Origin of the sequence: Promicromonospora thailandica (assembly GCF_024171955.1) — a bacterium.
GTDB classification, from domain to species: Bacteria; Actinomycetota; Actinomycetes; order Actinomycetales; family Cellulomonadaceae; genus Promicromonospora; species Promicromonospora thailandica.
Genome location: NZ_JAMTCS010000002.1, coordinates 359,285 through 382,638, shown reverse-complemented (window position 1 = coordinate 382,638; position 23,354 = coordinate 359,285). Strand labels below are relative to the sequence as shown.

Below are 23,354 nucleotides of genomic sequence, written 5' to 3'. Positions count from 1 at the left end.
AACCATGCGCACAGCACTCAGCACTGCCCGCGCCGTCAGACCGCGTGACCACCGGCCCCGCGTCCTCGCGGCGGCCCTTGCCACGGCCCTGCTCGCCTCGACCCTGAGCGCGGCGAGCACCCTGGGCGCCACGACGGCGTCCGCCGAACCGAACACGCTCCTGTCCCAGGGCGCGCTCACGGCGGCGTCCAGCTCCGAGTCCGGCGGGCTGGGCCCGCGCTTCGCCGTCGACGGCGACCGCGGCACGCGCTGGGCCAGCAACCCCACGGACGACGAGTGGATCCGCATCGACCTGGGGCGGTCCTACACCCTGGACCACATCGCCCTGGAGTGGGAGGCCGCCTACGGCGCGGCGTTCACGCTGCAGGTCTCGCAGGACGCCCAGAGCTGGACGACGGTGGCCACCGAGGGGGCCGGCAACGGTGGCACGGAGGTGTACGACGTCACCGCGACCGGCCGGTACGTGCAGATGGTCGGCACGGCGCGCGGCACGGGCTACGGCTACTCGCTCCTGGAGCTCCAGGTGTTCGGCGACGGCGAGGCGGGCGGCCCGGAAGACCCGCCGCCCTTCCCGGACGACGAGGTGACGCACCACGAGTTCCAGGCCAACTGCACCTTCTCGCACTTCCTGCCGGACGACTCGATCGTGTACCCCAACCAGCCCGGCCGGTCGCACCTGCACACGTTCATCGGCAACCGGTCGACGGACGCGTTCACGACGCCGACGAGCCTGCACGCCATGCCCGAGAGCACCTGCACAGTGCCGCAGGACCACTCGGCCTACTGGTTCCCGGCGATCACCAAGGCCGGTGTACCCGTGGAGCCGAACATCCCGATGACCGTGTACTACAAGTCCGGGATCGACGACTACACCGACGTGGTGCCCTTCCCGGAGGGGCTCCAGTTCGTGACCGGAGACATGATGGCCACGGTCGACGAGTTCCGGACCGCGCCGGGCGCCGTCGAGGGCTGGGAGTGCGGCGACATCTCCAAGAGCTGGGAGATCCCGGCTTACTGCCCCGAGGGCACGCAGCTCAACATCCGCTACCAGGCGCCGAGCTGCTGGGACGGGATGCACCTGACGCCCGAGGAGTCGGCGCACATGGGTCATGGCTCGCACATGGCCTACCCCGTCGACGGCCAGTGCCCCATGAGCCACCCGGTCGCCGTGCCGATGCTGGAGTTCAAGATCGCGTGGCCGGTCAGCGGTGACATGTCCGACGTCGCGCTCGTGAGCGGCTCCGACCAGTCGTGGCACTACGACTTCGTCAACGCCTGGGACCCCGAGGTGCTGCGCCGGCTGGTGGAGCACTGCATCAACGGCGGCCTGCAGTGCAACCCGCGCGGCTACGACCTGTACAAGCCGCACCGGGGCACGGTGCTCGACCAGAACTACGAGCTCGTGCCCGAGCCCGCCGCCCGCGAGGAGGTGGCTTCGTGAGGACGGCCCCGTCCACGGCCGGCCGTGCCTGGCTGGCCGTCGCGGCGGTCACCGCCTGCGTGGCGGCGCCGCTGACGGCGGCGGCAGCGGCGCCGTCGGCGGTGTCGGCGGCGGCAGCGGCGCCGTCGGGCGCGGCGGCCGCGGTCGCCGCGTGCGGCACCGCGAACGCGGCGCTCGGGCGGACGGCGACCGCGTCGTCCACCGAGGGCCCGTTCGGCGCGGCGCTGGCGGTCGACGGCGACCCGGGCACGCGCTGGGGCAGCGAGCACTCGGACCCCCAGTGGATCCGGGTGGACCTCGGCTCCGTGCAGGACCTGTGCGGCGTCGAGCTCGTGTGGGAGGCCGCGTACGGCAAGGCTTTCCGGGTCGAGGCGTCCGACGACGGCGCCACGTGGCGCACGCTCGCGACCGTCACGAACGGCACGGGCGGTACGCAGTCGCTCGACGTCGGGGGCTCCGGCCGGCACGTGCGGCTGACCGGCACCGAGCGCGGCACGGGGTACGGCTACTCGCTGTTCGAGCTGAAGGTGTTCACGGGTCAGGGCTCCACCGACCCCGGCGACCCGATCCCGGGCGGCGGTGACCTCGGGCCCAACGTGCACGTGTTCGGCCCGGACACGCCGGCCGACCAGGTCCAGGCCACCGTCGACGCCGTCTACGACCAGCAGGAGGCCGACCAGTTCGGCGACGGGCGGCACCAGCTCCTGTTCGAGCCCGGTACCTACCCCGTGCACGTCAACGCCGGGTTCCACACCGCGATCTCCGGCCTCGGTGCGCGACCCGACGACGTGAACATCACGGGCGGCGTCTGGGCCGACGCCGAGTGGTTCGAGGGCAACGCCACGCAGAACTTCTGGCGTTCGGTCGAGAACCTCGCGGTGACGCCGTCGGGCGGCGACATGCGGTGGGCGGTCTCCCAGGCCGCGCCGATGCGCCGCGTGCACGTGCGCGGCAATCTCATGCTGCACTCGTCGCGGTACGGCTGGGCGTCGGGCGGGTACATCGCCGACTCCGTGGTCGACGGCGAGGTCCGCGCCTGGACGCAGCAGCAGTGGTACACCCGCGACTCGACGCTCACGGGCGGCTGGGCCGGGACCCTGTGGAACATGGTGTTCTCCGGCACCGAGAACGCGCCGCCGACGTCGTTCCCCGAACCCGCCGTGACCACGCTCGACACCACGGGCACCATCCGGGAGAAGCCGTACCTGTACCTCGACGGGGACGACTACGCGGTGTTCGTACCGTCGGCACGGTCCGGGACGCGGGGTGCGACGTGGGACGGCGGGACGACGTCGGGCACCTCGATCCCGCTGGACCGGTTCTACGTGGCCCGCCCCGGCGACTCCGCCGAGCGGATCAACGCGGCACTGGACCAGGGCCTGCACCTGCTGCTCACGCCGGGCGTCTACGAGACGACGGGGACCATCGAGGTGGACCGCGCCGACACCGTCGTGCTCGGGCTCGGTTACGCCACGATCGTGCCGACGGCCGGGCAGACGGCGATGCGGGTGGGCGACGTCGACGGCGTCCGTGTGGCGGGCGTGCTGTTCGACGCCGGCGCCACGGAGTCGCCCTCGATGCTCACCGTGGGCACGGCGGGGTCGACGGCGGACCACGCGGACGACCCGATCTCGCTGCACGACGTGTTCGTGCGCGTGGGCGGGGCGCACGTCGGCCGGGTGGACCAGGCGATCGTCGTGAACGCGGACGACACGATCGTCGACCACATCTGGTCATGGCGCGGCGACCACGGCGACGGCGTCGGCTGGGACGTGAACCGGGCGCGCAACGGCCTGGTCGTGAACGGCGACGACGTGGACGGGTACGGCCTCTTCGTCGAGCACTACCAGCAGTACAACACCCTGTGGACCGGGGAGCGCGGCCGCACGATCTTCTACCAGAACGAGCTGCCGTACGACCCGCCGAACCAGGCGGCGTGGAACCACGACGGGATCCGCGGGTGGGCCGCCTACAAGGTCGCGGACGGTGTGACGCAGCACGAGGCCTGGGGTCTGGGGTCGTACTGCGTGTTCACGTCGGACGCGTCGATCACCTCCGACAACGGCTTCGAGGTGCCGGTCACGCCCGGCGTGCGGATGCACTCGCTGCTCACGGTGTCGCTGGGCGGCGTGGGCACGTACGAGCACGTCATCAACGGCGTCGGCCCGCGGGCAAGCGGGACGGAAACGATCCCGGCAAAGGTGGTGACCTACCCATAACCCCACCCCCGCGAAGTAGAACCAGGGCGAGATAGAACCGCAGCGAGATAGAACCGCAGCTACCTGCGGTTCTATCTCGCTACGGTTCTACTTCGCGGGGGTTCTACTTCGCCCTGGTTCTATCTCGCCACAGTTCTATCTCGCGGGGTCAGGTGACCGCGCCCAGGTGCCACGGGATGAACTCCTCGGCACCGATCTCGAGCTCCTCGCTGACCGTCCGCTCCCCCGAGGCGACCGCGAGGATGCGGTCGAAGATCTGCCGGCCCACCTCGGCCACGGTCGCCGTGCCGTCCACGATCACGCCCGCGTTCAGGTCCATGTCCTCGGACATCACCGAGTACATCGGCGTGTTGGTCGCGACCTTGATCGACGGCGTGGGGCGGCACCCGAAGACCGACCCGCGGCCCGTGGTGAAGACGACGACGTTGGCGCCGCCCGCCACCAGCCCCGTCACCGACACGGGGTCGTAGCCCGGGGTGTCCATGAAGCCGAACCCGCGCTCGGTGATCGGTTCGGCGTACTCGTACACGGCGCCGAGGTCGGCCTGGCCGCCCTTGGCAACCGCGCCGAGGGACTTCTCCAGGATGGTCGTCAGGCCGCCGGCCTTGTTGCCGGGCGACGGGTTGTTGTCCAGCGTGCCCCCGCCCGCGCGGACGTAGTCGCGCCACCAGTCGATGCGGTCCAGCAGCTTCTTGGCCACCGCCGGCCCGGTCGCGCGGGCCGTGAGCAGGTGCTCGGCTCCGTAGACCTCGGGCGTCTCGGCCAGCACGGACGTGGCGCCGTAGGCGACCAGCCGGTCCGAGGCCCAGCCGAGGGCGGGGTTGGCGGTGATGCCGGAGTAGCCGTCCGACCCGCCGCAGTTCAGGGCGAGCACCAGCTCGGACACGTCGCACTCGACCCGCTCGCGCGCGTTCACCAACGGCAGCATCTCGCGGACGGCGGCGACGCCGGCCCGCACCGAGGCCCGCACGCCGCCGGTCTCCTGGATGGTCAGGCTCCGCACGACCGTGTCGTCGGGGATCGCGGCGAGCAGGCCCTGCTTCGCGTCGTCGGGCGGGCCGACCGTGGGCATGCCGAGGTCGGCCACCTGGCCCGAGCGCGCCGACAGCGCCGCGCCCGGCACCATCTCGCAGCCCAGGCCCAGCACGAGGAGGCCGGCGACGTTCGGGTGGGCGGCGTACCCGCGCAGGGTGCGGAGCAGCACCTGGCCGCCCTCGGAGTCGGGCACCAGGCCGCAGCCCGAGGTATGGGTCAGGGCGATGACGCCGTCGACGTTCTCGAACTCGTCCAGGACCGTGCCCCGGAACTGGTCGGCGATCATCTTCGCGGTGGACGCCGAGCAGTTCACGCTGGTCAGGATCGCGACGACGTTGCGGGTGCCCACCCGCCCGTCGGCCCTGCGGTAGCCGCGGAAGGTGGGCCGGGGCTCGTCGTCGGGCACCGTGAGGTCGGTGTGCGTGCCGCCGAGCGGCGCCTCACGGTCGCCCTCCTCGAAGCCCAGGTTGTGCGCGTGCACGTGGTCGCCGGGCGCGATGTCGGCGGTGGCGACCCCGATGACCTGCCCGTACTTGTGCACCTGCCCGCCGGCGGGGACGGCCCGCAGGGCGACCTTGTGCCCGCGTGGCACCGGCTGCCCGACGGCGACCGGGCCGGCGCCGGGGACCGTGGCCTGGTCCCCCGGGCCGAGGTCCCGCGTGGCGACGGCGACGTCGTCGCCCTCCCGGAGCACGAGCAGATCCTGTGTCACCTCTGGCACCTCTCCTCTTTGAACCGTTTCATCCTACGACCCCCCTGCGCCGAGGGGCGCAAGGGGGTCGGACGGGGTCAGGAGGACGTGGCCGCCGTGACCTCCTCGATGAGCTGGGTCGCGGCCTCCTGCGGGGTGATGCGCTCGAAGAGCACCTCGGTGTTGATGCGCTCCATGATGTCGGCCAGCTCGGCCGAGCCGTGCGGCGGCACCGGCGGGGTGTCCACGATCTCGTCCTCGATGTCCGCCATGAAGTCGGCCACCTTCTGGTCGGTCGGCGAGAGGTCGTCCAGGATCGCCTCGCGCACCTCGGTGTTCGCCGGGAGGCCGCGGTCGGTCAGCATGATCTTCGCCGCCTCCTCGGAGTTCAGCAGGAAGTCCACGAACTTCGCCGCGGCCTGCGGGTACTGCGTGTCCGCCGAGACGGAGTAGAACATCGCCGGCTTGTAGTACATGCCGGTACGCTCGCCCTCCGCCTCGCCGGGCAGGCGCAGCAGCTCGAGCTCGTGGCCCGACGACTCGGTCAGCGCGCCGAGCTGGTTGGTCCACCAGATGCCCATGGCGCCCTGGTTGGTGCCGAGCAGGCCGCCCTCCGGCCCGGCCGCCTGGTACTCCACGGTGCGCGCGGCGTCGGGCTGGCCCCCACCCGCCATCAGGTCGAGCGAGACCTGGAAGAAGTCGGCCACGGTCTCCTCGGAGACGCCGAGCTCGCCCTCGGGCGTGAAGAGCGTCTCGCCGCGCTGGCGCGCCAGCACGTTGAGGCCCGCCTCGTTGAAGCCGTAGTCCTGCGTGCCCCAGACGCCGTCGCCTGCACCCTTCGCGACGGCGTTCGCCGTGCTGACGTAGTCCTCCCACGTCCAGGTCGCGTCGTCCGGCACGTCGACGCCGGCCTCCGCGAACAGCTCCGGGTCCGCGACCATGGCGTACGCGTTGATGCCCGTGGGGATGCCGTACTGCGTGCCGTCGATCTGGCCGCCACCCAGCACGCCGTCGTCGATCTTCGACGTGTCGATGTCGAGGGCGCCCAGGTCGGCCAGCACGTTCTTGGTCGAGTAGTCCGAGATGTAGCGCTCCTCCTGGGTGATGACGTCCGGGGTGTCGCCGGCGGCCACGGAGGTCGCGAGCTTGTCCCAGTAGCCGTCCCAGTCGGTGAAGTCCGGCACCACGGTGATGTCCGGGTTCTCGGCCTCGAACGCCTCGATGATCTGCTGCGTGGACTCGTGGCGGGTGTCGGACCCCCACCACGCGAACCGGATCTCGCAGGGGCACTCCTGCGCGGCGGGCGGCTCGTCGCCGCCCCCGCCCAGGCCCGAGTCCCCGCCGCCGCAGGCGGCGAGGGTGAGGGCGAGCGCGGCGACGCCCGCGGCCGGGGCGACGAGCCTCCTGCCACGCCCTGAGGGTCGTCCGGTACGGGTGATGCGCATGTGCTTCTCCTTCGGGTGACGTCGTTGTCGCGGGGCGTTACTTGATGCCGGTCGTGGCAATGCCCTTGACCAGGTATTTCTGGCCGAACAGGAAGGCGATGAAGACGGGGACGAGCGACACGATCGACATCGCGAACAGCGACCCCCACGAGCTCTCGCCCGTGGCGTCGACGAACGTGCGCAACGCGATCGGCACGGTGTACATCTCGGGCCGCGTGAGGAAGATGAGCTGGCTGAAGAAGTCGTTCCACGTCCAGATGAACGTGAAGATCGCCGTGGTGGCGAGGGCCGGCAGCGACAGCGGCAGCATGATCTGCAGGTAGACGCGCAGGTGGTTGGCGCCGTCGAGCGTGGCCGCCTCGTCGAGCTCCCGGGGGATGCCCCGGAAGAACTGGACCATGAGGAAGATGAAGAACGCGTCCGTGGCCAGCAGCTTCGGCACGATCAGCGGCAGGAACGTGTTGATCCACTCGAGCTGGGAGAACAGCACGTACTGCGGCACGATCACCACGTGGATCGGCAGCATGATCGACATCAGCATGACGGCGAACCACAACCGCCGGCCGCGGAACTCCAGCCGCGCGAAGGCGTACGCCGCCATCGAGCACGACAGCAGGTTGCCGAGCAGCGACCCCAGCACCACGATCGCCGAGTTGATCAGGTAGTGGCTGAACGGGTGCAGCAGCGCGTTCCAGCCGTCGGTGTAGTTGGTCAGGTCGATCTCGGTGGGGATCAGCCCGGGCTCGCGGAAGATCAGCGCGTTCGGCTTGAACGAGCTGGCCACCATCCACAGCAGCGGGTAGAGCATCACGAACCCGAGGGCGATGAGGCCCGCGTGCTTGAGCACGCTGCCGATCCGGGCGCGCAGCCGCGGCCCCCGCGGCCGCACGGGCCGCGGTTCCCCTGGCGCACGGCGGGCCGACGACGGCGTCGCCGTCCGTACCGCCGGCGCGGGCCGGGACGTCGAGGCGGTCTGTGTCGAGGCGTCAGTCATCGTAGAAGACCCAGTACTTGGAGGCGAGGAAGTTGACGACCGTCATGCCGCCGATGATCAGCAGCAGGAACCAGGCCATCGCCGAGGCGTAGCCCATGTCGAGGGAGCCGAACCCCTTGAGGTAGAGGTACAGCGTGTAGAGCAGCGTCGAGTCGGACGGTCCGCCGTTGCCCCCGCTGACGACGAACGCCCGCGTGAACGACTGGAACGCCTCGATGAGCTGCAGCACGAGGTTGAAGAACACGATCGGCGTGAGCAGGGGCAGCGTGATGGAACGGAACTGCCGCCACCGGCCCGCGCCGTCGATCGCCGCCGCCTCGTAGTACATGCGCGGGATCTGGCGCAGGCCCGCCAGGAAGATCACCATCGGCGCGCCGAACGTCCAGACGTTGAGCGCCATGAGGGTGCCGAGCGCGTAGTCGGGGTGCGACACCCAGCCCTGGCCCTGCACGCCGAACAGCGCCAGGACCTGGTTGACCAGGCCGTCCGCGCCGAAGATCTGCCGCCACAGGATGGCGATGGCGACCGACCCGCCGAGCAGGGAGGGCAGGTAGTACACGGACCGGTACAGGGCCAGGCCGCGCATGCCCTTGTCGAGCAGCAGCGCCAGGCCCAGCGCCGCGGCGAGCTGCAGCGGCACCGACACGAACACGTAGGTGAACGTGACGCCCAGGGAGCCGAGGAAGCGCGGGTCCTCGAACATCCGGGTGAAGTTCTCGAACCCCACCCACTGCGGTGCGGAGAGCAGGTCGTAGTCCGTGAACGACAGGTACAGCGACGCGCCCATGGGCCCGGCCGTGATGAGCACCAGCCCCACGAACCAGGGCGCGAGGAAGAACAGCGCCCAGCGCCCGTCGCCCTTTCTGCGCGGGCTGACGCCCTGGTCACGGGACCGGCGGTCGCGGGACAGCTCCTGGATCACCGACACGGGTGCACCCCCGTCCGGACGGGCGGGGGCGCGGACCACCAGGGTCCGGGCTCGCGGTTCGGCTGGCGCATCGCGGTGTCCTCCGGATCGTCGTCGATCCCCGGCCTCGTCCATGAGAAACCGGTCTCTGGGGCAGGAACGTACCACAGGAGGAACCGGTTTCCCATGGTGTACGGTCACCTCGGGAAACCGGTACCGCCGGCCGCCGCGCCAACGAGGGCGCGAGGCCTGCCCGGGTACCGGGTCAGGTGACGGACGGAGTGCGAATGGTGAGCCGCAGCCCACGGGACGGTCAGCGCGCGGGGCAGCGCCGCGCCGTCGCCACGATCGGGGACGTCGCCGCAGCGGCCGGGGTGTCGCGCGCGACCGTCTCCCGCGTCATGAACGGCCGGAGCACCGTCGACGCCGCCATCGCGGAACGCGTGCGCGACGTGGCGGCGGAGCTGAGCTACCGCCCCAGCAACGCGGCGCGCAGCCTGGCGCTCGGCCGCACCCAGACGGTGGCCCTCGTGGTGCCCGACCTGGGCAATCCCGTGTTCCAGCAGATCCTGCGCGGCGTCATGGCCGGCGCTGCCGAGGACGGGTACCGCGTGCTCGTCGCCGACACCGTCGAGGACGACCAGCAGGAGGGCGCCATCGCGCTGGAGGCCCGGCTGCGCTGCGACGCCCTCGTGCTGGTCTCGCCCCGCATCGGGGACGCCGAGCTGAGCGCGCTCGTGGCCGACGTCGAGCCGGTCGTGCTGGTCAACCGCGACGCCGGTGGCGCCGCGCCCAGCCTCGTCGTCGACTACGAGGACGCCGCGCTCCAGGTGGTCGAGCACCTCGTGGCGCTCGGGCACCGGCGCATCGTGTACCTCGGCGGGCCCGTGCGCAGCGCGTCCGACGAGCTGCGCCGCGCCGGGCTGGCCCGCGCCCGCGCGCAGCACCCCGACCTGGAGATCCTCGACCTGCCCGCCGGGCCGGACATCCAGGCGGGCCACGCCGCGGCGCCCGCCGTCCTGGCGACACGCGCCACCGCCGCGGTGGCCTTCAACGACCTGGTCGCGTTCGGCCTGCTCGCGGGCCTGAACGAGGCAGGGGTCGCCGTACCCGCCGACATCTCGGTCGCGGGGTTCGACGACATCGAGCTGTCCCGCTACGCCACACCCGCCCTGACGACCGTGGCCGTACCCCAGGCCGAGCTCGGCCGGCACGCCTGGAGGGAGCTGCACGCCGTGATCGACGACGACGCCCACCCCGCACGCTCCGCGCGGTTCACCCCGAGCCTGGAGGTGCGCGGCAGCACCGGCCCCGTGCCCCAGGGCCCGGAACGCGTGCACGTGACCGACGACGACGCCGTCGTCCCCCCACCGGAGGAGATCCCCGCCGCGGCACCCACCTGGGTGCTCCCTACCGGCACCGGGGCCGACGCGATTGTGCTGACCTGCGGCGACGGGCTCGAGCTGGCCCGCCACGACACCGGCGACCGCATGCCCCAGGTGCACGCCCGCCGGCCCTACCTGCACCCCGTGCACACGCTCGCGGGGGTACCGCTCACGGACGTGAGCCCGGTGGACCACCGGCACCACTACGGCGTCGGCATCGCGGTGCCGGACGTGAACGGCACCAGCTACTGGGGTGGCCGCACCTTCATCGAGGACGTGGGCCCGACGCTGCTCAAGAACCACGGCCGGCAGACCTCCACGGGGGTGCGCATCGAGGGCACCGACGACCCCGGGGCGGGCCGGACGCTCGTCGAGGACGTGATCTGGTCCGACGAGCACGGCGCTCCGCAGCTCCGCGAGGAACGGCGCGTGACCGCCCGGCTGCTCCCCCCGAGGCCCGGGTCCGACGCCGCCCCCGGCTGGGTGCTCGACTGGCGCTCCACGCTGCACGCCGACCACGGCCCCCTGGAGATCCGCTCCCCCGCCACGAACGGCCGTCCGGGCGCGGGCTACGGCGGGCTGTTCTGGCGGCTGCCGATCGCCGAGAGCACCACCGTCCTGTCCGCGGCGGGCACGGGCGAGACCCGGGCGCACGGCAGCACCTCGCCGTGGGTGGCGTTCGTGCAGCGGCAGGGCGGCCGGTCCACGACGCTCCTGCTCGTGCAGCCGGGGCAGGTGCGACCCTGGTTCCTGCGCTCCGCGGAGTACCCGGGCGCCTGCCCGGCGCTCGCCTGGGACGCACCGCTCCTCGTGCCCGACGGCGGCGCCACGCGGCTCGACCTCGTGGCCGTGCTGCTCGACAGCGCGCTGACCGCCACGGCGGCGACGGAGCTCGCAGCGGGTCTCACCGACGGCGGCCTGCCGGACGAGGGCGTGGCCGCGGGCGGGGACGCGTCAGGCGGTGTACGCCGGTGACACCCGCGCGGGTCGCCGTGGTCGGCATCCACGGGCACGGCGGGTCGCACCTGCGCGCGGTCGCCGAGCTGGAGCAGCGGGGACTGGCGCGGCTGAGCGCCGTCGTCGACCCGAGGGAGCCGGCCGCCGCCCCGGCGCCGTGGTTCGCGAGCCTCGGCGACCTGCTCTCGGCGGACACGGGGCTGCCCGACGTCGTCGTGCTCGCCACACCGATCCACACGCACCTGCCGCTGGCACGGGCCGCCCTGGAGGCCGGCATCGACGTGCTGCTGGAGAAGCCGACCACGGCCTCGCTCGCGGAGCACGCCGAGCTCGTCGCCGTGACGGAGCGGACGGGGAGGCTGTGCCAGGTGGGCTTCCAGACCTTCGGGTCGCACGCGCTGCCCACCGTCGCCGACCTGGTCGCACGCGGTGAGATCGGGCAGGTGACCGGCATCGGCGCCGTCGGCACGTGGGTGCGGACCGCCGCGTACTGGACCCGCTCGCCCTGGGCGGGCCGGCGGCGCCTGGGCGACCGTGCGGTGGTCGACGGCGTGGTGACCAACCCCCTTGCGCACGCCGTCGCCTCCGCGCTCCGGGTGGGCGGCGCGCGCACCGCGGACGACGTCGCCTCCGTGCACCCGGACCTGTGGCGCGCCAACCCGATCGAGGCGGACGACACCTCGTCGCTGCGGGTGGTCGGCACGGACGGGACCCGGTACGGGTTCGGGCTCACCCTCTGCGCCGCGGAGCGCACCCCCGCCCGGGTGGTGGTGCGGGGCACCGCGGGCGAGATCGAGCTGGAGTACGAGAACGACGTGGTGCGGCTGCGTACCGGGCGGGGCACGGCCGAGAAGCGCTACGGGCGCACGGGCCTGCTGGAGAACCTGCTGCGGGCGCGCACGGGCGAGCCGTTGCTGTGCGACGTGCGCGACACCGGGGCGTTCATGCGCGTGCTCGAGGCGGTCCGGACGGCGCCCGACCCGGCTCCGATCGCCGACGAGTTCGTGCGGTGGGCCGAGGCCGGCGTCGGGCAAGGTAATCCCGAGGGCGACACGCGGCACCCGGTGGTCCGGGACGTGGCCGCGTGGTGCGAGCGCGCCGCGTGCGAGCAGCGCACGTTCACCGAGCTGGGCGCTCCGTGGACAGCCCCGCCCCGGTGACCCGCACCGTGGGAGGGTGCTGAGGTGCTGCCCGTCCTGACCGCCATCGGATCCATGGCCTGTGTGGTCGCGCTCGGCTGGGTGGTCCAGCGGACGGGGCTCCTGGCGGGCCGCGGCCTGCCGCGCCCGGCACGGCCCGGCGGGGGCGACGGCGGGGCCGGGGCGCGCCAGGTGCTGGCCACGCTGTCGTTCACGATCTGCGCCCCGGCCCTGATGTTCAGCACGCTCGCCTCGACGGACCTGGCGCACGTGCTGTCGCGCGGCGCCGTGGTCACGTGGGTCACGACCGCGGTGCTCGGCCTGGCCAGTGCCGTCGTGGCGCGGTGGCTCCTGCGCCTGCCAGGCGGTCCCGCGGCCGTGACCACGCTGGCCGCGGTCTACGTGAACGGCGGCAACATCGGTATCCCGCTGGCCGTCTACTTGTTCGACGACGCGCTCGCCGTGGTGCCGACCCTCCTCTTCCAGCTCCTGGTGCTGGCGCCGCTGGCCCTCTCGGCGCTGGACCGCGCGACCGGTGCGGCTCCGGGCGGGCACGCGCCGTCGGGGTGGCGGTCGATGGGGCAGGTGTTCCTCGCGGCGTTCCGCAACCCGATCACCGTCGGCACCGTGGCCGGCCTGCTCGTCGCGGTCGTGAGCGAGCTGACGGGGGCGCGCCTGCCCGACGTCGTGCTGCTGCCCTTCGACCTGATCGGCGCCGCCGCACCGCCCCTGGGCCTGCTGACGTTCGGCATGACGCTCGCGGTGCCGCTGCCGCCCGCCGACGCCGACCTCGGCACCGCCGCATCCCGGGGCCGGGGCCTGGTGGGCCGGGTGATCGTGCTCGCGGTGCTGGTGCGCAACCTGCTGCACCCGCTGGGGGCGTGGGCGCTGGGCTCGGCCCTGGGCCTGGACGGCACGGCGCTGGCCCTCGTGGTGACGATGGCGGCGCTGCCCACGGCGGTGAACGTCACCACGTACGCGACGCGCTACGGGGTGTTCGACGGGGTCGCGGCGCGGGCGACGGTCTGGACGACGGCGCTGTGCGTGCCGGTGCTGGTCACGATCGGCGCCCTGCTGGCATGACGCAGCCGCTGTCGCCGTGCCGAAGTAGAACTGCAGCGAGATAGAACCGCAGCTCGGCTGCAGTTCTATCTCGCTGCAGTTCTATCTCGCTGCGGTTCTACTTCGGCGGGCGGGTCAGATGCCCAGGGTTAGGTCCTCGATGCGGACCGGGTCACCCGTCTCCAGCGAGCGGTTGCCCGCGTAGCCCACCGCCGACGCGCGGACCCCGTCGACGTAGCCGGCCGCCCGGGCCAGCGGGTCGGGGTCCGCGGACGGTGCGAAGACGTCGGCGAGCAGCAGCGCGTCGCCGCCACCGTGCCCGCCCCCGCCGCGCACGATCTGCCGCTCCTCGGCCCGCTCCCAGTGCCGCTGCACCACGAGGCGCTCGCCCGTGGGCCGCACCGGGTCGCGCTCGAACACCTCGGTGGCGCTCGGGTCCAGGATCGCCACGCCGTCCTCGCCGAACTCGACCGAGCCGCGCTCGGTGACCTCCAGCTCGGCGCGGCCCCGCGTGCCGTTGACCACCACGCGGTAGCCCTCCCACGGCGAGTGGGCGGTGAGCGAGTAGGTGAGCAGTGCGCCACCGGCGTACTCGACCACGAGCCCGAGCGTGTCCTCGGTGGTGATGCCCGGGTCGAACACGGACCGGTTGCGCACATAGCCGTCCACGGCCTGGGCCTGCGGCCCGTACAGCGTGGAGAGCCACTCGTTCTTCTCGACCGAGAGCGCCCACGGGTCGACCCCGCGCCCGGTCAGGGCGCGCTCGCCCGCGGTGGGCTCGTAGTCGGACTCGTGCGCGCCGTCGTCGCCGTAGAAGCGTCGGCCGCCGGTGGCGAAGACGCGCTCCGGGACACCGTCGATCCACCAGTTGACCAGGTCGAAGTGGTGACTGGACTTGTGCACCAGCAGGCCGCCGTTGTTGACCTTCTCGCGGTGCCAGCGCCGGAAGTAGTCGGCGCCGTGCACGGTGTCCAGCGCCCAGTCGAAGTGGACCGAGAGCACCCGGCCGATCTCGCCGCTCGCGATCACCTCGCGCAGCGCGCTGTTGCGGGGCGAGTAGCGGTAGTTGAACGTCATGACCAGGTCGCGGCCGGTCTCCGCCACGGCGTCCACGATCTGCCGGGCCTGGTCGGGGTGCGCCGCGATGGGCTTCTCCACCACCACGTCCGCGCCGGCACGCAGCGCGCGGGTGACCAGGTCGGCGTGCGTGCGGTCGACGGACGTGACGATGACGCGGTCCACGGACTGCTCCGCGATCGCCTTCTCCAGGTCGTCCGGCGCGTACACGGGCCGGACCCCGCCCAGCGCGGCGGCGACACGCGCCTCGTAGGCCGCTGCGCGCACGGGGTTGGGCTCGACCCAGGCGACGATCTCGCCGTCGGGCGCGTGCGTACCGATGAGCGCGTCGACGTACATCGAGGCACGGTGGCCGGTGCCGACCACGGCGTACCGGCGGCGCTGCTCGGGGAGCGGGCCAGCCGGCGGCACGGGCGCCGAGGTGGGACCGGTGATGGGCTCGGTGGTGGGGCCAGGGGTCGGCTCGGGCATCGGTGGTGAGCTCCTTCGGTCGTCGTCGACGTCGCCGCAACGATACGACGGCCGGAAAGCGCTGTCCACGAGCCCGGGCGGCTGGAACCGCCGACCAGCCGGCTACCTCGGGCTCAGCGCTCCGGGGTGAGCACCACCTGGCCGGCCCAGGCGAAGCCGCCGCCGAACCCGAACAGCAGCGCGGGGGCACCCGCCGGGATCTTGCCGGCGTGCCACCACTTCGACAGCCCCAGCGGGATCGACGCGGCGGACGTGTTGCCCGACTCCGTGATGTCCGTGACCACGACCTTGCCCTCCAGGCCGAGCGCCTTGGCCAGCGGCTCGATGATCCGCAGGTTCGCCTGGTGCGCCACGAGCACCTCGATGTCGTCGAGGCTCAGCCCGGACCGCGCCACGACGTCCCGCGCCCGGTCCGCGGCCCGCGTGATGGCCCACTTGAACACCGCCCGGCCGTCCTGCTGGAACTTCACCTCGGGCACCTCGATCCGCACCGCGGGCGTGAGCTCGGGCTCCGTGCCCCACGCGACCGGGCCGACGGCGGGCGTGTCGGCGGCCTGCAGCACCGCCGCGCCGGCGCCGTCGGCCGTGAGGATGCAGGTCGAGCGGTCCGTCCAGTCGGTGTAGGCGGTGAGCTTCTCGGCACCGATCACGACCGCCGTCCGCGCCGAGCCCGCGCGGATCGCCTGGTCGGCCAGGGCCACGCCGTGCGCGAACCCCGAGCAGGCCACGTTGACGTCGATGGCTGCCGGGCCGACGATGTCGCGCAGGTCCGGCGCCTCCTCGCCCTCGGGCGTGGAGGCGCCGGGCTGCACGCCGGTGCGCAGGGCGTAGGCGACCCGGCCCGCCGTGTTGGGCGACCGGTCGTCCGCCGTGGCGGTCGCGACCACCACGAGGTCGACCGCGTCGGAGCCCACGCCCGCGTCGGCGAGCGCGTGCTCCGCGGCGGCGGTCGCCATGTCGGCCACCGTGACGTCGTCCGCGGCCATGTGCCGCGTCACGATGCCGGTGCGCGACCGGATCCACTCGTCGTTGGTCTCGACCAGCCGGGCGATGTCCTCGTTCGTGAGCGTCTTCGGCGGCTGGTGGTGGCCCAGGCCGATGATGCGGGAGCCGGCAGCGCCGGTGGGGAGTGTCAGTGCGGGCGACGTAGCCATGAGGTCAACGTAGCGCGCCCAGGTCGAACGGTTCGACGCTCAGGCCCGGAACCCGCTCCCGGGCCGCCCGGGAGATCCGCTCCTCGGCCCCCGGTCCCGTGCGCGGCACCTCGCCCACCTCTCGGGACGCGCCGAGCAGCTGCGCGTCGTACCGCTCCCCCATGGCCGCGTTGCGGCCCTTGTAGGTCCACGCGACGAGGTGCGCGAGCGCGAACCGCGGTGCGCACCGGCGGCAGGACATGAGGCCGCCGGGCCGGCGGAACCGCGTGGTGCGGTGACCCGCCGGGCAGACCCCGACCCACGGGCCGTCGATGGACGGGGCGGACGGGTCCACGCACCGGCGCCCCGAGCTGCCGATCCGCACGGCCACCTCGCGCCACGCGGGGCCGTGCTTCGCGGCCGGCCCCGCCAGGGCGTGCGCCACCTCGTGCAGGATCGTCTCGCGCACCTCCTGCTCGTCGTGGATCCGGGTCAGCGGCGCGGACAGACTGATGCGCCGTGCGGTGTAGCTGCACATCCCGGCGCGCCGTACGGCGTCGTCGAACTCGAACGTCCAGGCCTTCAGGCCGTGCTGGTCCATGAGCTCACGCGCGAGGCGCGAGGCGGCGACAAGGTTCATGCGTCCCCCTGCTGTGGTCGTGACGGTGGTGCCAACGCGTCGAACCTACGGGCCGCCACCGACAACCCCGCGGAGTTTTCCACAGGCCCGTGGACGGTCAGCTCTCGGCCGGCGGGATCGGGAAGTTCGTCCGGAACACGTTCGAGGGATCGTAGACCGCCTTCACCGCCCGCAGCCGCGAGAACGTCGGCTCGGGGAACGCCTCCAGCAGCCGTTCGGGCCGGCTGTCGGTGTCGAACGACAGGTACGAACCGTCCATCACGGGGCCGATCTCGGCGTCCCAGGCCTGGTTGAGCCGGCCCTGGTCGCCGCCGAGGGCCGAGAGCGCGAAGTTCTGGTGCCGGTGCGGGTACGCCGTGGCGTCGGGCGCGACGTCGTTCGTGGCCCCGCCGGTCGCCCGGATCGCGGTGAAGTACGACTCGCCCGAGCCGAGCAGCCGTTCGACCGCGCGGCTCGTGTCCTGGTCCAGGTGGGCCAGCAGGCCGGAGCGCGCCGACGGGTCGCCGCCGCCGGAGTGGTGGGCGTCCTCCCGGCGCACCACACCCGAGTAGGGCAGGAGCTGCGCCTGGTGCCCCAGCAGCGGCCCGGCGTCGGCCAGCAGCTCGAGCTGGGCGATCGCCTCGTCCGGGTCAGCGTCCGCGCCCTCGGCCGCGAACACCGTCAGGAGCTGCGCCATCGGAGTCTGACCGCGCCGCGTGGGCGGCAGGATCATGAACGACGTGAGCCCGCGCGGCGCCGCCTCGACCGTGGCGCCCCACGTCTCCAGGAGTCCGGCCGTGTCGGTCGCGTCGAGCGTCATCTGCGAGAAGACGACGTCGCCCACGGCCCCCGCCTCGACCTCCAGCCAGGTGACCACGCCCATGTTGCCGCCCGCGCCGCGCAGCGCCCAGAAGAGGTCCGGGTGCTCGTCGCGGGACGCGTGCAGCACGCGCCCGTCGGCCGTGACCACCTCGGCGGCCACCACGTGGTCGATGGTCAGGCCCTGCAGCCGCCCGAGGAAGCCGATGCCGCCGGTGGTCGCGAGGCCGCCGACGCCCACGCCGCCGTAGTCGCCCGAGGTGATGGCCCAGCCGCGCGGTGCCAGGACCTCCGCGACCTCGCCCCAGGTGGCACCCGCGCCGATCCGCACGCGACGCGTGGCCTCGTCCACCACCTCGACGGAACGCAGGCCGCGCATGCTGAGCACCACGCCGCCGTCGTTCGTGGAGCGGCCGGAGATGCCGTGGCCGGCGGAGCGGACCGCGAGCTCGACGTCCTGCTTCTGCACCCAGGCCAGCCCGGCGGCGACCTCGTCGACGTCCTGCGGGCGCAGCACCAGGCCCGGCGCCCCGGACCGCAGGTAGTTGTGCCGCACGGAGCCGTACTCCCGGTCGCCCGGCTCGACGGCCCGGGCGGCCAGCTCGGGCGGCAGCGAGTCGTAGTCGATGCCCGGCCGCCGGGCGGCCAGGGCGGCGGCGCCCCGGCGGGCCGCGGCCGGCACCGTGCCGGCGGACCGGCGCTCGGCCGCCACGGCCTCGCGGACGGCGGGTGCGACCTCCAGGGCGAAGGCGCGCATCTGGTCGGGGTCGTCGCTCGTGGCGATGAACCCGCTGACGCCGTCGTCCAGCGCCATGCGCGTGAGCTCCTCGACCCACTGGCTCACGGGGCCCTGCATCGGGCCGGACGACCGGTCGGTGATGGCCCCGCCCAGGTTGAGCAGGCGACGCACGGCGCTCGGTGACCGGCCGGCCTCCTGGGCCGCCTCGTCGATGATCGCGTTGGCCCGCGCCAGGTCGCCCTCCTTGAAGTAGGGCAGCGAGGGCAGCCAGCCGTCGGCCTGGGCGCCGGTGATCCGCAGCATCCGCGGCTTGTAGGCACCGAGCCAGATCGGCATGTCGTGCGCCGGGGCCGGGCCCCGCTTGGCGCCGTCGACCTGGTGGAACTCGCCGTGCACGCGCAGCGGCGCGCGGTTGTCCGCGTCCCAGACGCCGCGGATGATCTCGAGGGCCTCCTCGAGGGCGGTGACGCTCTGGGCCGGCGTGCGGCGCTCCGCGCCCATCGCGACAGCCGCGTCGTTGAACCCGCCGGACCCGAGGCCCAGCTCGAACCGGCCACCGCTGAGCAGGTCGAGCGACGCCGCGCTCCGGGCCACGTGCGCGGGCATGCGGATGCCCATGTTCAGCACGTTCGCCGAGATGTGGATGCGCTGGGTCTGCGCGGCCACCCACGTCATGAGCGTCCACGTGTCCAGGAACGCGGGCTGGTAGGGGTGGTCCTGGAACGTGACCAGGTCCAGGCCGAGCTCCTCCGAGAGCCGGGCCAGCCGGACAGGGCCCTGCGGGTCGCTGTTCGACGGGGTGATGAAGGTGCCGAAGAGCAGGTCGTGCCCGTAGTCGGTCATGCGCCAGCCGTCCCTTGGATCGTCAAATCGTCTGTTTCGCAGATGATCTTATCCACAACTCTTCTGGACCACCGCACATTCCCGTAGGATGGCGGCATGAGCACCACGGCGGGGACGCGGACCGGCGAGCACTCCCTCTTCGGCTGGTCGCTCGCCACGCTCCTGCGCGAGTGGAGCGCCCGGGTGGACGCCGCGGCCGACGACCTGCCGCAGGGCACGCGCGGCTACCAGCTCCTCACGGCCGTGGTGCACGGCAACCTGCCGAGCCAGGCGGCGCTCGCCACGTCGCTCGGCATCGACCGCACCGTGATGACCTACCTGCTGGACGCGTTCGTGGACTGCGGGCTCGTCGAGCGCCGGCTCGACCCCGCCGACCGGCGTGCGCGCCGCATCGTGGCCACCGACCGCGGGCGGGCGGTGCTCGCCGCGGCGGAGGCCCGCGTCGTGGCGGCGGAGGACGAGCTGCTGACCGGCCTGGACCCCGAGCAGCGCGCGCTGTTCCGCACGCTGCTGGAGCAGGCCGCGGTGGGTACCGGGCCGGACGCCGACCCGTGCCGCACCGTCGTCGAGGCGACGACGCCGGCCCCGGACGCCCCGCGCCCTCAGCGGTCGCCCAGGCCCGCCTCGCGGTAGAACCCCTCGATGTGCTCGCGGGTCAGGCGGGCGGCCTCGTCGCCGTCGTGCCGCGCGACGGCGCCCACGATCGCCTCGTGCTCCGCACACAGCCGGGCCGCCGTCCGCGGCCAGTCCGGGACCGCCTCCGCGCCCGCCGTGACGTAGGAGGCGACGGCGGCCCGCATGCCGCTCAGGACCGCCTCGACGAGCTGGTTGCCGCCCAGCCGGGCCAGGCCCAGGTGCAGGTCCTGGTCACGCTCGAGGAACTCGGCGACGCCGATGCCGGGCCGGGCCATGGTGGCCAGGTGCCCGCGCAGGGGCTCGAGGGCGGCGGCGTCCGGTGCGGCAGCCGCCGCGTCCCGCACCGCGCCGGACTCCAGCAGCACGCGGGTGGCGACGACGTCGGACACGGGCAGGGTGCCGGACACCACGTGCAGCCGTACCGCGGCACCCAGGCCCGCGGCGGGCCGGTCGATCACGGTGGCGCCCGCGCTGGGCCCGGAGCCCACGGCGGTGCGCACGATGCCCATCGCCTCCAGGATGCGGATGGCCTCGCGGACCGAGGGGCGCGAGACGCCGAGCTCCTCCGCGAGCGCCCGCTCGGGCGGGAGGCGGTCCCCGAGGGACCACGTGCCCGCGGCGAGGCCCTGCTCGATGCGGGCCAGGACGCGCTCGTGGGTTCTCACCGCGCCATCGTACGTGTGTGGTCTGTCCACAGTGGGCTAGGGTGAGGTCAGACCTCGAAGGAGAGAGCCCATGCGCATCGCCCTGGCCGCCACCTGCATCGCGGACGCCATGTTCCCGCAGGCTCCGCGCGCCGTCGTCACGCTGCTCGAGCGGCTCGGCCACGAGGTGGTGTTCCCACCGGCGCAGGCGTGCTGCGGCCAGATGCACGTGAACACCGGCTACCTCGCCGACGCCGTACCCGTGGTCCGCAACCACGTGCGCACCTTCGCCCCGGTGGCGGACGGCGAGTGGGACGCCGTCGTGGTGCCGTCCGGCTCCTGCACGGGCTCCATCCGGCACCAGCAGCGCATGGTCCTGGAGCGGGCCGGGCTCGACCAGGAGGCGCGGGCCGCCACCGCCGTGGCCGAGCGCACCTACGAGCTGTCCGAGCTGCTGGTCGACGTGCTCGGCGTGACCGACGTCGGCGCCTGGTTCCCGCACCGCGTCACCTACCACCCCACCTGCCACTCCTTGCGGATGCTCGGCGTGGGCGACAAGCCGGAGCGGCTGCTGCGCGCCGTCGACGGGCTGGAGCTGGTGCCGCTGGAGCAGGCGGAGGGCTGCTGCGGGTTCGGGGGCACGTTCTCGCTCAAGAACGCCGACACCTCCGCGGCGATGCTGCAGGACAAGGTGGGGCACGTGGTCGGCACCGGCGCCGAGGTGCTGACCGCGGGCGACTGGTCCTGCCTCATGCACATCGGCGGCGGGCTCTCGCGCGGGGGCACGGGCGTGCGGCCGATGCACCTGGCGGAGATCCTCGTCTCGACCCGCGAGGCGCCGGTGGTGCCCGGCGAGCGCCAGGAGGTGGCGCGATGAGCACGTTCCTCGGCATGCCGGCCGCGCGTGGCGGGTCCGCGCCGGACGCGGCGGCGCCGGACACCCTCGCGGGCGTCGGCCGCCCGGACGACCCGCTGCACTGGGGCGCCTCGTTCCCCGACGCCGCCCGGACGGCCCTCGCGAACCAGCAGCTCCGGCGCAACCTGGGCAACGCGACGTCCACGATCCGCGCCAAGCGTGCCCGCGTGGTGGGCGAGGTCCCGGACTGGGAGGAGCTGCGCGACGCCGGGTCGGCGCTCAAGGCCGACGTGCTGGCCCGGCTCCCGGAGCTCCTGGAGCAGCTCGAGCGGAACGTGACGGCGCGCGGCGGCGTCGTGCACTGGGCCCGCGACGCCGCCGAGGCCAACCGCATCGTCGCGGACCTCGTGCGGGCCAAGGGCACCGACGAGGTCGTCAAGGTCAAGTCCATGGCGACCCAGGAGATCGGGCTGAACGAGGCGCTGGCCGAGGACGGGATCGCGGCCGTCGAGACCGACCTCGCGGAGCTCATCGTGCAGCTCGCCGACGACATGCCCTCGCACATCCTGGTGCCCGCCATCCATCGCAACCGCACGGAGATCCGCGACATCTTCCTGGAGCGGATGGGCGACGCCCCGCCCGACCTCACCGACGTGCCGCGCGAGCTCGCCATGGCGGCCCGCGCGCACCTGCGGCGCAAGTTCCTCTCGGCGAAGGTGGCGATCAGCGGCGCCAACTTCGCCGTCGCGGACACGGGGACGCTGGCCGTGGTGGAGTCGGAGGGCAACGGCCGGATGTGCCTCACGCTGCCGGAGACGCTGATCACCGTGATGGGCATCGAGAAGCTCGTGCCCACGTTCGACGACCTGGAGGTGTTCCTCCAGCTGCTGCCCCGCTCCTCGACGGGCGAGCGGATGAACCCGTACACGTCGATGTGGACGGGCGTGACCCCTGGCGACGGGCCGCAGGAGTTCCACCTGGTGCTCCTGGACAACGGCCGCACCACGGTGCTGGCCGACGAGGCCGGGCGCTCGGCCCTGCACTGCATCCGCTGCTCGGCGTGCCTCAACGTGTGCCCCGTGTACGAGCGGGTGGGCGGGCACGCCTACGGCTCGGTCTACCCCGGCCCGATCGGCGCGATCCTCACCCCGCAGCTCACGGGCGAGAAGTCCGACCTGCCGTACGCCTCCACGCTGTGCGGCGCGTGCTACGAGGTCTGCCCGGTCAAGATCGACATCCCGTCCATCCTCGTGGAGCTGCGGGCCCGGGAGGTGGAGCTCGGCGGCGCCGCGCCCGACACCTCGGACCGCGTCTGGCAGGCCGCCATGAAGGCGGCCTCGTTCGCGATGGCCGACGGCGACCGCTTCCGCCGGGCGGCCCGGGTGCCGCGGGTGCTGCGCGCGATCTCGCGGCACGGCGTGATCCGCCGGCTGCCGTTCCCCGGCTCGCTCTGGACCCGCTCGCGGGACCTGCCGGAACCACCGCGGCAGACGTTCCACGACTGGTGGGAGCGGCGGGCACGGCAGGCACGGCAGGAGGACGAGCGATGAGCGACGCGAGGTCCGAGATCCTGTCCCGGGTCCGCGACGCGCTGGGCGCCGCGGCACCCACGCCCGCCCGGATCCCGCGCGCCTACCGGCCCGCGGGCGAGCACGCCGCCGGGTCGGACGAGGTCCTGGACCTGCTGGTGGACCGGCTCGAGGACTACAGGGCGCACGTGCACCGGGTCACCGCGGCCGGGCTTCCGGGCCTGCTCGCGGACCTGCTCGGCGGGACGCCGGGCAGGGTTTCGGGCAGGGTTCCGGGCGCCGCACCCGCCCGGGGCGCGCGGAGCGCCGTCGTCGTACCGCCCGGACTGGACCCCGCCTGGCTCGCCGGCCTGGCCGACGTCGACGTGCGCGCCGACACGCGCGACGCACCCCTGGCGGCGACGGAGCTCGACGAGGTCGGCGCCGTGGTGACGGCCGCGCGGGTGGCCGTGGCCGAGACCGGCACGATCGTGCTGGACGGCGAGCCCGACCAGGGCCGCCGCGCGATCTCCCTGGTGCCCGACGTGCACGTGTGCGTGGTGCGGACGAGCCAGGTGGTACAGACCGTGCCGGAGGCCGTGCGCCTGCTCGACGCCCACCCGGAACGCCCCCTGACCTGGATCAGCGGGCCGAGCGCGACGAGCGACATCGAGCTCGACCGGGTCGAGGGCGTGCACGGCCCGCGGACGCTGCACGTGGTGCTCGTGCGCTGA

General features: G+C 73.5%; 18 protein-coding genes. 9 read left to right on the top strand and 9 right to left on the bottom strand.

Annotation, left to right across the window (positions count from 1 at the left end):
• The first annotated feature begins 4 nt into the window (after window positions 1–4).
• Window positions 5–1,441: a DUF1996 domain-containing protein gene (locus APR03_RS04835; RefSeq protein ID WP_253833283.1), complete on the top strand. Its 1,437-nt coding sequence runs from the start codon at window positions 5–7 to the stop codon at window positions 1,439–1,441.
• Window positions 1,438–3,660 (top strand): discoidin domain-containing protein, encoded by a 2,223-nt coding sequence (locus tag APR03_RS04830; RefSeq protein WP_253833281.1) that lies wholly within the window; start codon window positions 1,438–1,440, stop codon window positions 3,658–3,660. The genes APR03_RS04835 and APR03_RS04830 overlap by 4 nt, the downstream gene beginning before the upstream one ends.
• A gap of 148 nt (window positions 3,661–3,808) precedes the next feature.
• Here the strand turns inward: APR03_RS04830 and APR03_RS04825 are convergent, their stop codons facing one another.
• The 4 genes from APR03_RS04825 to APR03_RS04810 all read right to left on the bottom strand — a co-directional run bounded on the left by APR03_RS04825 (window position 3,809) and on the right by APR03_RS04810 (window position 8,753).
• Window positions 3,809–5,407: a UxaA family hydrolase gene (locus APR03_RS04825; RefSeq protein ID WP_253833280.1), complete on the bottom strand. Its 1,599-nt coding sequence runs from the start codon at window positions 5,405–5,407 to the stop codon at window positions 3,809–3,811.
• Window positions 5,408–5,484: 77 nt separating this feature from the next.
• Window positions 5,485–6,831 (bottom strand): ABC transporter substrate-binding protein, encoded by a 1,347-nt coding sequence (locus tag APR03_RS04820; RefSeq protein WP_253833279.1) that lies wholly within the window; start codon window positions 6,829–6,831, stop codon window positions 5,485–5,487.
• Between the two features lie 37 nt (window positions 6,832–6,868).
• On the bottom strand, window positions 6,869–7,825 hold the full coding sequence (locus APR03_RS04815) for a carbohydrate ABC transporter permease (protein WP_253833278.1): 957 nt from the start codon (window positions 7,823–7,825) through the stop codon (window positions 6,869–6,871).
• A complete protein-coding gene (locus tag APR03_RS04810; RefSeq protein ID WP_253833277.1) occupies window positions 7,818–8,753 on the bottom strand; it encodes a carbohydrate ABC transporter permease in 936 nt (311 codons plus the stop codon). Before APR03_RS04810 ends, APR03_RS04815 begins: the two co-directional genes overlap by 8 nt.
• 269 nt (window positions 8,754–9,022) lie before the next feature.
• Between APR03_RS04810 and APR03_RS04805 the strand changes: the two genes are divergently transcribed.
• Genes APR03_RS04805 through APR03_RS04795 form a run of 3 tightly spaced genes read left to right on the top strand, consistent with a single transcriptional unit; the run spans window position 9,023 to window position 13,296 of the window.
• Window positions 9,023–11,092, top strand: coding sequence for a DUF6807 family protein (locus tag APR03_RS04805; RefSeq protein WP_253833276.1), 2,070 nt, complete (start codon window positions 9,023–9,025; stop codon window positions 11,090–11,092).
• The gene (locus APR03_RS04800) at window positions 11,089–12,234 is read left to right on the top strand and encodes a Gfo/Idh/MocA family protein (RefSeq protein ID WP_253833275.1); all 1,146 of its coding nucleotides are present in this window, start codon (window positions 11,089–11,091) and stop codon (window positions 12,232–12,234) included. Before APR03_RS04805 ends, APR03_RS04800 begins: the two co-directional genes overlap by 4 nt.
• Before the next feature lie 24 nt (window positions 12,235–12,258).
• Entirely contained in the window at window positions 12,259–13,296 is a 1,038-nt protein-coding gene (locus APR03_RS04795) for an AEC family transporter (RefSeq protein ID WP_253833273.1), read from the top strand.
• Window positions 13,297–13,410: 114 nt separating this feature from the next.
• Here APR03_RS04795 and APR03_RS04790 read toward each other — a convergent pair whose 3' ends face one another.
• The 4 genes from APR03_RS04790 to APR03_RS04775 form a co-directional block, all read right to left on the bottom strand.
• Window positions 13,411–14,823, bottom strand: coding sequence for a Gfo/Idh/MocA family protein (locus APR03_RS04790; RefSeq protein WP_253833271.1), 1,413 nt, complete (start codon window positions 14,821–14,823; stop codon window positions 13,411–13,413).
• Between the two features lie 113 nt (window positions 14,824–14,936).
• Window positions 14,937–15,977 (bottom strand): 3-oxoacyl-[acyl-carrier-protein] synthase III C-terminal domain-containing protein, encoded by a 1,041-nt coding sequence (locus APR03_RS04785; protein ID WP_253833270.1) that lies wholly within the window; start codon window positions 15,975–15,977, stop codon window positions 14,937–14,939.
• Window positions 15,978–15,981: 4 nt separating this feature from the next.
• Window positions 15,982–16,596: a SprT-like domain-containing protein gene (locus tag APR03_RS04780; RefSeq protein ID WP_253833268.1), complete on the bottom strand. Its 615-nt coding sequence runs from the start codon at window positions 16,594–16,596 to the stop codon at window positions 15,982–15,984.
• A gap of 97 nt (window positions 16,597–16,693) precedes the next feature.
• The gene (locus APR03_RS04775; protein ID WP_253833266.1) at window positions 16,694–18,976 is read right to left on the bottom strand and encodes an LLM class flavin-dependent oxidoreductase; all 2,283 of its coding nucleotides are present in this window, start codon (window positions 18,974–18,976) and stop codon (window positions 16,694–16,696) included.
• Between the two features lie 96 nt (window positions 18,977–19,072).
• Between APR03_RS04775 and APR03_RS04770 the strand changes: the two genes are divergently transcribed.
• Entirely contained in the window at window positions 19,073–19,609 is a 537-nt protein-coding gene (locus tag APR03_RS04770; protein ID WP_253833263.1) for a MarR family winged helix-turn-helix transcriptional regulator, read from the top strand.
• Here APR03_RS04770 and APR03_RS04765 read toward each other — a convergent pair.
• Window positions 19,579–20,277 (bottom strand): FadR/GntR family transcriptional regulator, encoded by a 699-nt coding sequence (locus tag APR03_RS04765; protein WP_308216438.1) that lies wholly within the window; start codon window positions 20,275–20,277, stop codon window positions 19,579–19,581. The genes APR03_RS04770 and APR03_RS04765 overlap by 31 nt on opposite strands.
• A gap of 70 nt (window positions 20,278–20,347) precedes the next feature.
• Between APR03_RS04765 and APR03_RS04760 the strand changes: the two genes are divergently transcribed.
• The 3 genes from APR03_RS04760 to APR03_RS04750 are packed head-to-tail and all read left to right on the top strand — an operon-like array spanning window position 20,348 to window position 23,354.
• Window positions 20,348–21,133, top strand: coding sequence for a (Fe-S)-binding protein (locus tag APR03_RS04760; protein WP_253833261.1), 786 nt, complete (start codon window positions 20,348–20,350; stop codon window positions 21,131–21,133).
• Window positions 21,130–22,662 carry a LutB/LldF family L-lactate oxidation iron-sulfur protein gene (locus tag APR03_RS04755; protein ID WP_253833259.1) on the top strand — a complete coding sequence of 511 codons (1,533 nt, stop codon included), beginning with the start codon at window positions 21,130–21,132 and terminating at the stop codon, window positions 22,660–22,662. Before APR03_RS04760 ends, APR03_RS04755 begins: the two co-directional genes overlap by 4 nt.
• Window positions 22,659–23,354: a LutC/YkgG family protein gene (locus tag APR03_RS04750; RefSeq protein ID WP_253833256.1), complete on the top strand. Its 696-nt coding sequence runs from the start codon at window positions 22,659–22,661 to the stop codon at window positions 23,352–23,354. Before APR03_RS04755 ends, APR03_RS04750 begins: the two co-directional genes overlap by 4 nt.

Bases quoted from the DNA above. Each gene is read 5' to 3' on its own strand.
- APR03_RS04835 (WP_253833283.1), top strand. From the start codon at position 5: ATGCGCACAGCACTCAGCACTGCCCGCGCCGTCAGACCGCGTGACCAC.
- APR03_RS04820 (WP_253833279.1), bottom strand. From the start codon at position 6,831: ATGCGCATCACCCGTACCGGACGACCCTCAGGGCGTGGCAGGAGGCTC.
- APR03_RS04815 (WP_253833278.1), bottom strand. From the start codon at position 7,825: ATGACTGACGCCTCGACACAGACCGCCTCGACGTCCCGGCCCGCGCCG.
- APR03_RS04790 (WP_253833271.1), bottom strand. From the start codon at position 14,823: ATGCCCGAGCCGACCCCTGGCCCCACCACCGAGCCCATCACCGGTCCC.
- APR03_RS04785 (WP_253833270.1), bottom strand. From the start codon at position 15,977: ATGGCTACGTCGCCCGCACTGACACTCCCCACCGGCGCTGCCGGCTCC.
- APR03_RS04780 (WP_253833268.1), bottom strand. From the start codon at position 16,596: ATGAACCTTGTCGCCGCCTCGCGCCTCGCGCGTGAGCTCATGGACCAG.
- APR03_RS04775 (WP_253833266.1), bottom strand. From the start codon at position 18,976: ATGACCGACTACGGGCACGACCTGCTCTTCGGCACCTTCATCACCCCG.
- APR03_RS04770 (WP_253833263.1), top strand. From the start codon at position 19,073: ATGAGCACCACGGCGGGGACGCGGACCGGCGAGCACTCCCTCTTCGGC.
- APR03_RS04760 (WP_253833261.1), top strand. From the start codon at position 20,348: ATGCGCATCGCCCTGGCCGCCACCTGCATCGCGGACGCCATGTTCCCG.
- APR03_RS04755 (WP_253833259.1), top strand. From the start codon at position 21,130: ATGAGCACGTTCCTCGGCATGCCGGCCGCGCGTGGCGGGTCCGCGCCG.
- APR03_RS04750 (WP_253833256.1), top strand. From the start codon at position 22,659: ATGAGCGACGCGAGGTCCGAGATCCTGTCCCGGGTCCGCGACGCGCTG.